The 12,445-nt window shown below is 68.6% G+C and carries 14 protein-coding genes and 1 pseudogene; 9 read left to right on the forward strand and 6 right to left on the reverse strand.

From position 1 onward, the window contains the following. Positions 1 to 4: 4 nt before the first annotated feature. Positions 5 to 415 carry a hypothetical protein gene (locus tag KO481_RS14540; protein WP_215917633.1) on the reverse strand — a complete coding sequence of 137 codons (411 nt, stop codon included), beginning with the start codon at positions 413 to 415 and terminating at the stop codon, positions 5 to 7. Between the two features lie 119 nt (positions 416 to 534). On the opposite strand from KO481_RS14540, the gene KO481_RS14545 reads away from it, so the two are divergent. The 3 genes from KO481_RS14545 to KO481_RS14555 all read left to right on the forward strand — a co-directional run bounded on the left by KO481_RS14545 (position 535) and on the right by KO481_RS14555 (position 2,696). Continuing rightward, positions 535 to 1,392: a MerR family transcriptional regulator gene (locus tag KO481_RS14545; RefSeq protein WP_245400901.1), complete on the forward strand. Its 858-nt coding sequence runs from the start codon at positions 535 to 537 to the stop codon at positions 1,390 to 1,392. A gap of 127 nt (positions 1,393 to 1,519) precedes the next feature. Continuing rightward, complete coding sequence (locus KO481_RS14550) at positions 1,520 to 1,981, forward strand: acyl-CoA thioesterase (protein ID WP_308166606.1); 462 nt, start codon at positions 1,520 to 1,522, stop codon at positions 1,979 to 1,981. Positions 1,982 to 1,994: 13 nt separating this feature from the next. Further along, complete coding sequence (locus tag KO481_RS14555) at positions 1,995 to 2,696, forward strand: DUF8185 domain-containing protein (RefSeq protein ID WP_372452026.1); 702 nt, start codon at positions 1,995 to 1,997, stop codon at positions 2,694 to 2,696. A gap of 22 nt (positions 2,697 to 2,718) precedes the next feature. Here KO481_RS14555 and KO481_RS14560 read toward each other — a convergent pair whose 3' ends face one another. From KO481_RS14560 to KO481_RS43025, 3 genes and pseudogenes are all read right to left on the reverse strand, one after another. Beyond that, on the reverse strand, positions 2,719 to 3,480 hold the full coding sequence (locus KO481_RS14560; protein WP_215917635.1) for a phosphatase PAP2 family protein: 762 nt from the start codon (positions 3,478 to 3,480) through the stop codon (positions 2,719 to 2,721). Between the two features lie 77 nt (positions 3,481 to 3,557). Further along, the gene (locus KO481_RS14565; RefSeq protein WP_215917636.1) at positions 3,558 to 3,872 is read right to left on the reverse strand and encodes an AzlD domain-containing protein; all 315 of its coding nucleotides are present in this window, start codon (positions 3,870 to 3,872) and stop codon (positions 3,558 to 3,560) included. 356 nt (positions 3,873 to 4,228) lie between these two features. Next, positions 4,229 to 4,891, reverse strand: a pseudogene (locus KO481_RS43025) (AzlC family ABC transporter permease); the annotation flags it as partial. A 76-nt stretch (positions 4,892 to 4,967) separates the two neighbouring features. Between KO481_RS43025 and KO481_RS14575 the strand changes: the two are divergent. After that, the gene (locus tag KO481_RS14575; protein ID WP_215917904.1) at positions 4,968 to 5,540 is read left to right on the forward strand and encodes a helix-turn-helix domain-containing protein; all 573 of its coding nucleotides are present in this window, start codon (positions 4,968 to 4,970) and stop codon (positions 5,538 to 5,540) included. A gap of 196 nt (positions 5,541 to 5,736) precedes the next feature. Here KO481_RS14575 and KO481_RS14580 read toward each other — a convergent pair whose 3' ends face one another. Continuing rightward, positions 5,737 to 6,678 (reverse strand): NAD-dependent epimerase/dehydratase family protein, encoded by a 942-nt coding sequence (locus KO481_RS14580; protein ID WP_215917638.1) that lies wholly within the window; start codon positions 6,676 to 6,678, stop codon positions 5,737 to 5,739. 545 nt (positions 6,679 to 7,223) lie between these two features. After that, positions 7,224 to 7,931: an HNH endonuclease gene (locus KO481_RS14585; RefSeq protein WP_215917639.1), complete on the reverse strand. Its 708-nt coding sequence runs from the start codon at positions 7,929 to 7,931 to the stop codon at positions 7,224 to 7,226. Between the two features lie 383 nt (positions 7,932 to 8,314). On the opposite strand from KO481_RS14585, the gene KO481_RS14590 reads away from it, so the two are divergent. The 5 genes from KO481_RS14590 to KO481_RS14610 all read left to right on the forward strand — a co-directional run bounded on the left by KO481_RS14590 (position 8,315) and on the right by KO481_RS14610 (position 12,257). After that, positions 8,315 to 8,761, forward strand: a complete 447-nt coding sequence (locus tag KO481_RS14590; RefSeq protein WP_215917640.1) for a globin — start codon at positions 8,315 to 8,317, stop codon at positions 8,759 to 8,761. Positions 8,762 to 8,991: 230 nt separating this feature from the next. After that, the gene (locus tag KO481_RS14595; RefSeq protein ID WP_308166633.1) at positions 8,992 to 10,530 is read left to right on the forward strand and encodes a glycoside hydrolase family 13 protein; all 1,539 of its coding nucleotides are present in this window, start codon (positions 8,992 to 8,994) and stop codon (positions 10,528 to 10,530) included. A gap of 78 nt (positions 10,531 to 10,608) precedes the next feature. Continuing rightward, positions 10,609 to 10,881, forward strand: a complete 273-nt coding sequence (ctaJ, locus tag KO481_RS14600; protein ID WP_215917642.1) for an aa3-type cytochrome oxidase subunit CtaJ — start codon at positions 10,609 to 10,611, stop codon at positions 10,879 to 10,881. Continuing rightward, on the forward strand, positions 10,868 to 11,344 hold the full coding sequence (locus KO481_RS14605; protein ID WP_308166607.1) for a DUF5130 family protein: 477 nt from the start codon (positions 10,868 to 10,870) through the stop codon (positions 11,342 to 11,344). The genes ctaJ and KO481_RS14605 overlap by 14 nt, the downstream gene beginning before the upstream one ends. 580 nt (positions 11,345 to 11,924) lie before the next feature. After that, positions 11,925 to 12,257, forward strand: a complete 333-nt coding sequence (locus KO481_RS14610; RefSeq protein ID WP_215917906.1) for a helix-turn-helix domain-containing protein — start codon at positions 11,925 to 11,927, stop codon at positions 12,255 to 12,257. Positions 12,258 to 12,445: the final 188 nt, after the last annotated feature.

Genomic DNA, 12,445 nt, shown 5'->3' on the forward strand with positions numbered 1-12,445 from the left:
GGGCCTACGCGGCAGCCAGGGGGCGTGTGGTGAGCTGATAGTCTTCCCGGATCCGGCCGTCACCGTCGAGGATCAGGAAAACGCGTGCTGCCCAATCGATCTCACCGGTACCGGTGACCAGCTGAATGGTGAAGCTGACGATGTTGCCGGAGCGGCGAGCGTCCTCGGCGTGGGTCACCCGGTACTTCCCGCTGCCCACGAACTCGTCGTAGGCCTCGGTGATCCGGGTGTCGAGCTCGGCGAGCCCCTCGAAGCGAGCACCCTCGACGTACTCCACGCCGTTGTCGACCCACAATTCGGCGATTCCCTGACGGCGCACCAGCGCGTCGCGCTGGTTCCAGACCGCCGTGTAGCGGGCGACGACCGCGGTGTCTTCGTCGCCGGTGCGCTCGGTCGATTCGATCATGTGCCTCATGGCTGCGAGTGTCCTTTCCGCGACCCCCGATGAGCCGCTGACACCAGCCTCGGTGCTGCCGCGGCGGGACGGTCAAGTCGCAAACAGGTGCGAACTCTCCCGTAGGGGGAGGTTGCACAATGGTGCTCGTGTCCGCCTACATGTCGATCGGGGATTTCTCCCGTGCCACCCATCTGACGGTCAAGACGCTGCGTCACTATCACCAGATCGGACTCCTCGCACCCGCCGATGTCGATCCGCACACCGGTTACCGCAGGTACTCCACCGACCAGCTGGCCACCGCGCAGATCGTGCGGCGATTCCGCGATCTGGACATGCCGCTCGAGCAGATCCAGGAGGTTCTCGAGGCGCCCGATCCCGGCACACGCAACGCACGCATCGAGACGCACCTGGAACGCCTGCACCAGCAGCTCGACCGCACCCGTCGCGCCGTGGACCAGTTGCGAAATCTACTGGGTGCAAACCCATCCGACGATGTCCCGATCGAGCTGCGTGCCACTCCGGTGACCACCGCCGCGGCCGTCACCGAGATCGTCTCCGCCGAGGATGGCCCGGCATGGTTGCAGGGCGCGCTGGGGGAACTCCATGCCACGCTCACCGCGCAGAAACTGGCACCGTCCGGTCCCGCCGGTGGCATCTACTCCGACGAGGTGTTCACCGACCATCGTGGTGAAACGACAGTCTTCGTACCGTGTACCGGCACCGTCCGCCCCATCGGCCGGGTGCGTCCGGCCGTGATTCCCGCGGCCGAACTGGCGGTGATATGCCATCTGGGCTCGCCGGTCGACGTCGACCGCACCTATGCGAACCTGGCCGACTACGTTGCCCGCAGTGCGCTCGGAGTGCCGGGGCCGATCAGGGAGTACTACGTCGTCGGCCCGCGCGAGACCACGGACGCTTCCCGATGGCGCACCGAAATCGGCTGGCCGGTATTTCTCACCAACACCGCGACAACCACCGCCGTTCCGGAGCGGTGACGCGACACAGGCATACTGGATAGCCGGATCGGTCCGAACGCAGCGGCGCGGCGGGTCGGCCGAGCCCATGCTCATCGCGCCCGCGCTGCCGTGGCGGGTGGGCGGTAGCCCGATCGGGAGGTATTGCGTGACGAGTATCGGTTCGCCCAGCGGCGAGGGAGCGCAGGATGCCGTGCTACCCCGGCGTTTCCACACCAAGGTGGAGGTTCGCTGGTCCGATATGGACGTCTTCCAGCACATCAACCACGCCCGAATGGTGACGCTGCTCGAGGAGGCGCGGATTCCCTGGCTGTTCGAGGACGACCGGCCGACCAAGGGCCTGCGCGCCGGCTGCGTGCTGGCCGACCTGCACGTGCAGTACAAGGGCCAGCTCCGGCACGAGGACACCCCGCTGGACGTGGCGATGTGGATCGAACGGCTGCGCGCGGTGGACTTCACGATCGGCTACGAGGTGCGCGCCGCGGGCGCGGCGCCGGATTCCCCGGCCGCGGTGCTGGCCACCACCCAGATGGCCGCCTTCGATATCGACACCCAGCGCCTGCGCCGCCTGACATCGGTCGAGCGCGACTATCTGGCGCTCTGGAAGTGAATCGCGTACGTCCATGATGCCCGGATCACCGACACCCGAACCGCTCGCTCCCGGGCAGGGGACGCTGCGGATCCCCGATCCCGCCGAACGAGAGAATCTGGCCACCTTCGTCGCACGCGCTGTGCGCCTGGATCCGGCCGCCGTCATCCGGCTGCGTCGGCGCGGTGATCGGTACGTATCGGCGTGGGCCGCGACCGGCTTCGAGGCGCTCGCGGTGCGCACGGTGGTCGGCGAGCTGGGCGTCGACGACGTCACCGCCGCGGGCGACGTCCTGCTGTCGGGTCTGCAGGGGCCCGCCGCGAACGGCCGCGTAGACCTGGGATTCTCGATGGACTCGGCCTGGCGCACCGCGCTTCCGCCGACGTCGGGATTCGCTCACATCGACGATGTTCCGGCCCGCACGCTCGTCGAATTGGCCGAGCGCGGTGCGGAATTGGCCAGCGAGCACGGCAGCGGTCACGGCCCGCCGGCCTCGTTGCTGGATCAGACGGTGCTCACGGTCACCGGCGACGGGGACCGGGTCGAGGTCCCGATGCGGGTCGTATTCGCGCTGACCGCAATGGATTTCATTCCGCATGCGGGTGAACGCGCGGAAGCGCGGCGTATTGCCCCGGGCGAGATCGTCCGCGTGCGCGCCACCCGTACCTGGCTCCGCCTGGACGCCCGCTACGGCTCGGTGGCCCGCCGCCGCGGTCCCGCGCTGCTCGCGCGCTGACATTCGGGCGCGGCATCGACGTTCATGCCCGACCGATGTGGTCCGGAACGGTTCCGGCGTGATCCTCGGCGCTGTTCCGACCGGACGAGGTCGTCGTGAGCAGGGGCCGCAGGGGACCCGTCGAGAGCCTGGCGACCAGGGGAGTGGCGTACCGGCGGAGCAGGACCGCGGACACATAGCCGACGACGAGTCCCACGACGGCACCCACGGCGACATCGTGCGGGTAGTGCGCGCCGACGTAGACGCGCGAGACGCCCATGACCGCCGCGGCGATCAGCGCCCAGATCCCGAGCGCGCGGCTGACCAGTAGCAGCGCCGCGGCCATGGCGAAGACCACCACGGTGTGATTGCTGGGGAACGAGTAGTCGTCGATGACGGGGCACTTCTCGAGCAGGAATGCGTGCGGGAAGCGGTAGCACGGCCGATGTTCGGCGAATATCAGCTTGATGGAGTCGTTCACCAGGTACGCGATGACCGCCGCGGCGGGCACGGCCAGCGCGGCGGTCATCGCCGTCGCGTCGCGTCGCCGGGCGATCCACCAGCCGATGAGGATGAGCACCACGAACAACCCGAATCCGAGGGTGCTGTACGCCGTCATCGGCGTGTTCAGCCACGGGGTGTCCCGCGCGAACCGGGTCATGTCGACATACCAGGATCCGTCGATGTTCGATGCGTCCAGGCTCAGGATGGAGCCTGGCGACGGTGCTGCGGGCGCGGTCATATCCTCGATTCCTCGGTCGGGGCGCAGGTCCGCGCCGTCGTGGCCGACAAACCACACTGACATACCGTCGCTGAGAATTCACTGAGCGATGTGGTGCCGTTGGCTTGACCTACGGCGCAGTTGTGTGGCCGAGTCTCGGCTCAGGCGACGCCGAGTAGCCGAAGCAGCGCGGTGGTGGCGGCCGCGGCCAGTGCCACAACGACAAGCGGGGCGCGCCGCCAGGCCAGGATCAAGGCGACCAGGACTCCGGCAGGGAGCGCGATGTCGGCCCTGTGATGGGCGGGGACCAGTGTGGTGACCGCCAGCGCGATCAACAGCACCACCGAGCCGATCTCCAGCAGTTGGGCGATGCGCGGCGCGAAGGTGATGCGACGGCGCAGCGCCGGACCCGCGAAACGAATGCCGTACGTACCGGTGGCGAGTGCGACCGCACCGGCGATCAGCGTGACATTCACGACGCCACCTCGCCGGTGCCGGACCTCACGGTCAGCACCGCATGTGGTGTTGCGGATTCGCGGATGCGCCCGTCATCCGTCGACGATTCGTGCGGCGTCGACGGCCCATGCTGTGTTGATGGCACACACTGCGTGGACACACGGCGCTCGGTCGACGATTCCCGCCGGGGCGAAGGCCCGCACTGTGTTGACGGCCTGTGCCGTGTCGATGATCCGCCCGCGGTGCTGAGCGACGCCACGGACGCCTCGGTCTGGACGCGCTGCACCGCTGGCATGCCGGAGGTTTCGGGCTGCGCCGAGGCGTCGTTGTCCCGACTGCTCCGCCGACGCCTGTCCCGCAGTCTGCCGATGACGTCCCCCGCGGTCAGCGCCACATACGCGGCGGGCAATGCCAGCAGCACCGGCAGCCCCGCAGGCAGGAACGGCGCGGCGGCAGCGGCGGCAGCGGCGCCCGCCAGGGCTGCGCGCCGCGTGTCCGGCTGGCGTAGGGCGGGGAGCGCCAACGCGATCAGAATCGCGGGGAAGATCGCGTCCAGGCCGAATTTGGCGGGATTCGGCACTGCGGTCCCAATGCCGACACCGAGCAGCGCGCCCAGCGGCCAGGCTAGCAGCACGCCCAGACCGCACATCCAATACGCGGCGCGGCTGCGGGTAGGGTCGGATTCGCCCATGGCCAGTGCCACCGACTCGTCGTTCATCACGTGCGTGCCGATCAGGCGCCGCCAGCCGGTGCCCAGCACGTCGGGCAGCGACAGCCCGTACGGCAGGTGCCGGGCATTGACCAGCAGCCCGGCCAGCACCGCGGGTGCGAGCCCACCACCTGCGGCAACGATGCCGACGAACAGGAATTCCGATCCGCCCGCGAGCACCAGCACGCTCAGCACGATGGGCAGCCAGGCCGGCAGGCCCGAGGTCACCGCGGTCGCGCCGTAGGATGCGCCGGTGACACCGACCGCCAGGCAGACGGTCGCGATACCGGTGAGGTCACCCCGATCCAGTGTTCGCCATATCGAACGCATGACTTCTATAATGAACATCGTCGCGACGGTTCGTCAACTTGGTGCCGCGCTCGCCCGGGTACCCTCTGAAGTCACCATGATCGAGCAGGGAAGTATCCAGGAGCCGACGCCACAGGAAGTGATTGCCGCGGCCTTGCGCCGCGAACGCGGTCGATCCGGGCTGTCACTGACCGAGGTCGCCCGCCGGGCCGGGGTTGCGAAATCGACTCTGTCGCAACTGGAATCGGGCACCGGCAATCCGAGCATCGAAACCCTGTGGGCGCTGTGCACCGCCCTGGGAATTCCGTTCTCCAGTCTGCTGGAGCAGCCGCAGCCGCAGGTCAAGGTGATTCGGGCGGACGAGGGGCCGCGGCTCGCCTCCGCGCGCTCGGAGTACACCGCGACGCTGCTGGCGGCCTGCCCGCCCAGTCCGCGTCACGACATCTACCGGATCGCCGCGGAGCCCGGGCAACCCCGCGATTCGGATCCGCATCAGCGCGGTGTGGTCGAACATGTGGTGCTGGCCGCGGGCCGTGCCCTGGTCGGTCTCGCGGAGTCGCCCGTGGAGCTGAATCCCGGTGACTACATCAGCTATCCGGGAGACTCCAGGCATGTGTTCAAGGCGCTGGAGCCGGGCACGTGGGGCACGATGATCAGCGATTACATCTGAGTGACAACGGATTCGAGACGGTCGAACCGATATCCGTCCGAGTTGCAACGTATTCCGGGCGTCGGTTGATCAGCGATCCCGGTCTTCCGGACGAGTCGCCGATGACCCGTCCGGACCGTCCCGTCCGCCCGGCGTCGGTGACGGGCGGTATCAGGGTCGGTGCTGCGTTGCGCTCCAAGGATTTCCGAGATCGGTATCAGTTCGACTCGGCGACAACGGTTTTCCACCAGGCGACCGTCCCGGCCGCAACCTCCGGCAGCGGGGTCGGCTTCAGGCCCAGCCGGGCCTCGCTCGCGGTGGAGTCGAAGAGGAACGGCCGTGCGAACTGGTAGTTCATCTCGGCCAGTTCGCGCATCTCCTCGTTGAACAGGCCCATCCCACGCAGCGCCCAGCCCGGGATCCCCATGATCTTCGGCGCGGGCTTGCCCGCCGCGTCGGCCAGCAGCTGCACCAGCTCGCGGATCGACACCGCCGGTGCGGTCGGCGCGTGCAGGAAGCTGTTCCACAGTGTGCGGTCCTGCGCGGCGCGGATCATCGCGGCCGCGAGGTCGGGCATGTAGGTGAACGAGTGCGGCAGATTCACGTTGCCGAGGGCCTGAACGGACTTGCCGGTCAAGATGTTCGGCACCATGCGCTCACCGGCGTGTGAGTTCCGCGCGTGCGGGCCGATGAAGTCCGCGGCGGCGACGCTGATCGTCGGGGTGGTCGACTCCTCGCGGGCCTTCAGTAGCGCCACTCGTACCGCAGGCTTGCCGAAATCGGCCTCGCGGGGTGTGTTTTCGGTCATCGGCCCGTCGACGGGGCCGTAGGCGTAGAGGCTCTCCGGGAACACGACCACGGCCCCGGCCTCCCCGGCGACCTCCATGACGGTCTTCTCGGTGGAGGGAAGTTCCGCCCACCAGGTGCTCGCGGCATACTTCGAGCCGTGAGTGCAGTGGTACACGGCCACCGCGCCGTCGACGGCGGCGGCCAGCTGCTCGCGCTGGGTCACATCCACGCGCCGGCGCTCGACCAGCGGGTGCTCGGGGCCGCTGCCGGAGCGGGTCAGGATGCGGACGTTCTTGCCCTCGGCGGCCAGTTGCTCGGCAACGGTGGTGCCGACGGGGCCTGCGCCGGTGACTACGTGCAGTTCGGACATTGCGCTCTCCTTTTCGTTTTAGAGAGCGTTGCTCTCTGCTGATGAAGAGCATGCTCCTCCCGTGCCCGCTTGTCAAGAGCAGTGCTCTCATTTGTGAGCGCCGATCCGGAAGATGGCCTACCGATCGCCAGGAAATGCGGTCCCACCAGCGGAAAGTTTCTCCTGCCGCGCAGCTGGGACGGCCGACCAGCCCCGCCCAGGGACATCGCCGCGACATCACAGCTCGCGATTCGGAGCGGGCCGACGACTCTGTCCCGAGTACCGATCCGCGGTGCGGTGCCATGCGGACGTGCGGCCCCGGCATCGGCAACTCCACCGTTCCCACGCGGCAACGTCGCAGCCTTGCGTCCAACCGGGGTACGACCGCAGGCGCGGACGGGTCGGCCCGTTCGCATCCGGTGCCTGGAATCGTTCCGCCCGGCGAGCCGCAATCCCTCGCGGACCCCGGGTACGGCGATCGACCCGCTACCGTCACGACGTCGGGGCGTCATGGTGGGTGTCTTCGAGATGCCGGCCGCTCGGCAGCGGGGCGAGTCACCGCCCGATCAGGCGGCGCCCTCCCCGAGATACTGCAACCACACCGGATCCAGGTCCGAGCTGGTCGACAGCAGCCGCCAATGCGGCCCCTTGGGCGCCACCATCGGATGATGCAGCGTCCAGCCCAGCTCGCTGAGCAGCTTGTCGGCCTTGCGGTGGTTGCACGGGGCACAGGAGGCCACGCAGTTCTCCCACGAGTGCGCGCCGCCGCGGCTGCGCGGAATCACGTGGTCGATGGTCTCGGCCTTGCCGCCGCAGTACGCGCAGCGATTGCGGTCGCGGTGCATGAGTGCCGCGCGGGTCATCGGCACCCGCGCGCGATACGGCACATGGACGTAGTTGCGCAGGCGGATCACCGATGGCAGCGCGACGGACGCCTCGGCGGAATGGACGACGGGTCCCTCGGCATTGTGGTGGACGGCATCGGCCTTGTCGCAGATCAGCAGCACGATGGCGCGGCGTGCGGACAGGGCGGTCAGCGGCTCGAAGGTGGCATTCAGAAGCAACACCCGGCGCTTGACCCACGCGGCCGGTGGGGGAATTTCCAGGGTTCGATGCACGGGCGCATCGGGATGGGGGTGGTGATGGTCTGGCGTCGAATTGGCGGACAAGATGTGCAGCGGAGTAGCCCCCGACCCACGATTGTGGACGTCGGCGGGCTGGAGTTGTCGGTGCGCTCTCACCTCGTGTGACCGGGCGCCGTGCCGCTGCTTCATGGGGACCCCGAGTTCGTATAGTCCGGTTCATGTGGTATCTGGGCAGACACTGTCACCCAGTTGACCATGGAACTCGTACGAATGCACGGTGATTTCGCACATTGTCGGGCACGTTCGGGTTAACGGCAGGTGTTGGGGTGGTGGTAGGCCCCGAGTCCCGGTCGGTACTCCCAGGATCCCGGAGCGGCGCCGGACCGTGGGATACGGTCCGATCTCGATTGCGTGCCGTGTTGGCGGGGCCGCCCGCGGCTCTGCGAGCGCGACCGGGGCGGACCGGGGCGGCGACTATGCTGCGAGTACGGCAGGTATTGCGCCGCGGCGGGGCTGTCGGCGCGTGCGCCACCGGGGTGATCCCGGAACCAATGCGATGAAGGAGCGAGTACGTGGCGGTTGAGCGTGGAGCCCTCGGGGCGGCGAGCACATCGAGCCAGGCGTCCCCGGCCGAGCCCGCGTCGTTCTACGCGGCGGTCGGCGGGGCCGAGACGTTCCACAAGCTCGTGGCGGCGTTCTATCGCGAGGTGGCCCGCGACGAGGTGCTGCGGCCCCTGTATCCCGAGCAGGATCTCGGCCCGGCCGAGCGCCGGCTGCGGATGTTCCTCGAGCAGTACTGGGGCGGCCCGCGGACCTATTCCGACGAGCGCGGGCATCCGCGATTGCGGATGCGGCACATGCCGTTCCGGGTCGGTCCCGTCGAGCGTGACGCGTGGCTGCGCTGCATGCACATCGCCGTGGGCGAGATCGATTCCGCGGCCATGGATGATGCGCATCGCCGCGCGCTGCTGGATTATCTGGAAATGGCGGCAAATTCGCTGGTCAACTCCCCGATCTAACGGTCGGCGCGCAGAATCCGCTGCAACTCAGAGCTTTTCCGTGACGGTCGGCGTCTGCCGATGATTTGCCAAAACTGGTCAACACTGCCGAGTTCGGGACCGGCCACCGGAAACCTTTGGCAGTATTGAATGTTGTGACACCTTCATCACCTGGAGATCCGGCCGCGGCGGCGCCGGAATCGGGGGCCTGCGAGGTTGCGGACGCGGACGGGGAGTGGTGGCGGTCGGCGGTGTTCTACCAGGTCTATCCGCGCTCGTTCGCCGATTCCAACGGTGACGGCGTCGGCGATCTGGGCGGGCTGGTCGATCGGCTCGGCTATCTGGAACTGCTCGGCATCGACGCGTTGTGGATCTGCCCGGTGATGCGCTCACCGATGGCCGACGGCGGATACGACGTCGACGATCCACGCGATATCGACCCGCTGTTCGGCGATCTCGCGGTGTTCGACGAGCTGATCGCCGAGGCGCACGACCGTGGGATCCGGGTCACGATGGACCTGGTTCCGAACCACACCAGTTCGCGACATCCCTGGTTCACCGCGGCCCTGGCCGCCGGGCCGGACAGCCCCGAACGTGCCCGCTACATCTTCCGCGACGGACGCGGGCCCGGCGGCGACCAGCCGCCCAACAACTGGCCGAGCATCTTCGGCGGCCCGGCCTGGACCCGGGTGACCGAGGCGGACGGCAGGCCGGGGCAGTGGTACCTGCACATCTTCGCCGCCGAGCAACCGGATCTGAACTGGGACAATCCGGAGGTCATCGCGGATTTCGAGCAGACCATGCGGTTCTGGCTGGACCGCGGTGTCGACGGATTCCGCATCGACGTCGCGCACGGCATGGCCAAGCCGTCCGGCCTACCGGATATGGAGCGCGTCGAGACCAAGATGCTGGTGCACGACGACACCGATCCCCGGTTCAACAATCCCGCCGTGCACGACATCCACCGCCGGCTGCGCAAGGTGCTCGACGAATATCCCGGCGCGGTGTCCATCGGCGAGGTCTGGGTCGACGACAACACCCGCTTCGGGGAGTACGTGCGCCCGGACGAGCTGCATCTGGCGTTCAACTTCCGGCTCGCCGAGGCCGCCTACGATGCCGCGGAAATCCGTGCCGCGGTGAACAATTCGATCGAGGCGGTGCACACCGTCGGCGCCGGTCCCACCTGGACGCTGTCCAATCACGACATCGAGCGCGAGGTCACCCGTTACGGCGGCGGCACGGTCGGGCCGGCCCGCGCGCGGGCGATGATGCTGCTGGAGCTGGCGCTGCCCGGCGCGGTATTCGTGTACAACGGCTCGGAGCTGGGGCTGCCGAACGTCGACGATCTGCCCGACGAGGTGCTGCAGGATCCGGTGTGGGAGCGCTCCGGGCACACCGAGCGTGGGCGCGACGGCTGCCGGGTCCCGATGCCCTGGGAGGGAAAGCGGCCGCCGTTCGGCTTCACCACCGCCGAGCGGTCCTGGCTGCCGATGCCGGCGCAGTGGGCCGAGCTCACCGTGGAGGCCCAGCTCGAACGGCTGGATTCGATGCTGTCGCTGTATCGGATGGCCATCGAGTTGCGAAGTTCGCGACCGGAGTTCGCCGGTTCGGGGCTGGACTGGTACGGCAGTCCGGCGGACTGCCTGGCGTTCCGGCGCACGGGCGGGCTGGTGTGCGCACTGAATGCCTCGGGCGCGCCGATCCCGCTGCCGCCCGGGGAGGTGTTGCTGGCCAGCGCGCCGATCGAGGGGAACATGCTGCCGGTCGACGCGGCCGCGTGGCTCGTGTAGGCGCGCGCACCCCGACACGGATCCACCACATGCTCACCAGTCGAACCGTCGCTCGGACGCATCGTCTACCGTTGGGCCGTGAGCATTCTCGAGACAGTGCTGATCTTTGTCGGCATCCCACTGGTGATCTACGGGGTGATCGCGGGGTTGTCGTTCCTCGGCAAGCCGTTCCCCGGGGAGAAGCCGGCCCACTACAACCTCGGTGAGAAGTGGACCGCGGACCCGGTGCTGTGGAGCGCGACCGACGAGGTGACCGGTTCCGGACACCACGAGACCTCGCACGGCACCTACGCGGCGATCGAAGCCGCCGAGTCGGACCTGATCGGAGGCCGGGCAAGTGGCAAGTTCTAACTGGAATTGGCCCGCGGTGGTCGAGGCCGACCTCCCGCACGGATACGTCGTGACGACGAGTGGACGCGTTTCCGGAGTCCACGAATCCGGCGATATGTTCCGGGAGGCGCCGTTCAGCGACACCGAGCGGCTGATCATGGACAACACGCTGACCGAGGTCACGCGGTCCACCAAGGTCAGGTTCAACATCTACATCGGCGACCTCGGCGCGGATGCCGCCGCCGGCGCGGACGCGATCTTCCCGGGTACCCCCGAGGCGGCGCGTTCGGTGCTCATCGCCGTCTCCCCGAACGACAACGCCGTCGAGGTCCGTTCGGGCCGCGACGTCGCCGATCGGGTCAACGACCGCATCTGTGAGCTCGGCGCGTCCGCCCTGCTCAGCTCGCTGCGCCAGGGCCAGCTGATCGACGGCCTGGTCTCCGCGGTCCGCGTCATGGGCGCGGCCATCGGCCGCCCGAGCTGACGTAGCGCCCGGCACAACCGAACAGCGTCGTGCACCCCGTGCGCGGATCGGCGCTCGCTTCAGTGACCTGAGACGAGCGCAGGTCCGGGCACGGGGTGCACGTGTGTTCTGCGACTGTTCCTCGAAGGTCGCCGAACCGGAGCGTTTCAGCGTTATCTGCTGTGAGCAGAATCGGGCCGTGAATCCGCTGGCGTGCTCGTAGGCTCAGGGCATGGTCCAGCACCCGCGACTCCATGCGATCCCCGGCGGACGGGATGATCGTCCGCGGCCGGACTCGGCTCGGCTCGGTGCGGAACCGGAATCGCCGCGGCCGGAATCGCCGCAACCCCCGTCGGATTCGGTGTGCGAGGCCGGGCCGGGTTCGGAACGGCCATGGCTGCGTCTGGAACCCGTACAGCCACAGTCCGATTCGGCCCGCAGCTCGGCGCGGCCGCGGTCGGATTCGGTGATTGAAGCCCCGGCCCCGTCGGATTCGGAACGGCCGCGGTTGCGGCTGGAACCGGCTCAGCCGCAGTCCGATTCGGCACGCCGCGAGCAGGCTCGGTCGCGGCCGAACTCGGCGCGGCACACCCCGCCCCGGTTGCGAGCCGAACCGGCGCCTGCCCACGCCGAGCCGCTGTGGCGGGAGGCTCTCGGCCGCAGGCTGCGGGCGCTGCGGGCCGAACAGCGGGAAACGCTCGTCGAGACAGCCGGGCGGGCGGGTGTTTCGCCGCAGTATCTGTCCGAGGTCGAGCGGGGGCGCAAGGACCCGTCGAGCGAGATGATCGCCGCACTGGCCGGTGCCCTCGGCACCACCCTGATCGGCCTCACCGAACAGGTGGTCCGAGACCTGCACCAGCAGGGCCCCACCCCATTCGCCACCCCGGCTCCCCCACGCCGCTCCGGCCCGACGATGCTGGCCCTCGCCGCCTAATCGCTGTACACCCCGGTCGCTGCCCGCTGCCCGCTGCCCGCTGCCCGCTGCCCGCTGCCCGCTGCCCGCTGCAACTGGGCCCGGGAATTCTGAAGCTGGCCCCAGCCCCAAAGTAGAACTGCCATGGTCCTGGATGGCGTGCGACAGCCACACGATGAAATGGCCGAACCAGACGCTGTATGTGATGG

Origin of the sequence: Nocardia albiluteola, assembly GCF_018860155.1 — a bacterium.
GTDB lineage: Bacteria > Actinomycetota > Actinomycetes > Mycobacteriales > Mycobacteriaceae > Nocardia > Nocardia albiluteola.

Bases quoted from the DNA above. Each gene is read 5' to 3' on its own strand.
- KO481_RS14540 (WP_215917633.1), bottom strand. From the start codon at position 415: ATGAGGCACATGATCGAATCGACCGAGCGCACCGGCGACGAAGACACC.
- KO481_RS14545 (WP_245400901.1), top strand. From the start codon at position 535: ATGGTGCTCGTGTCCGCCTACATGTCGATCGGGGATTTCTCCCGTGCC.
- KO481_RS14555 (WP_372452026.1), top strand. From the start codon at position 1,995: ATGATGCCCGGATCACCGACACCCGAACCGCTCGCTCCCGGGCAGGGG.
- KO481_RS14560 (WP_215917635.1), bottom strand. From the start codon at position 3,480: ATGTCAGTGTGGTTTGTCGGCCACGACGGCGCGGACCTGCGCCCCGAC.
- KO481_RS14575 (WP_215917904.1), top strand. From the start codon at position 4,968: ATGATCGAGCAGGGAAGTATCCAGGAGCCGACGCCACAGGAAGTGATT.
- KO481_RS14580 (WP_215917638.1), bottom strand. From the start codon at position 6,678: ATGTCCGAACTGCACGTAGTCACCGGCGCAGGCCCCGTCGGCACCACC.
- KO481_RS14585 (WP_215917639.1), bottom strand. From the start codon at position 7,931: ATGAAGCAGCGGCACGGCGCCCGGTCACACGAGGTGAGAGCGCACCGA.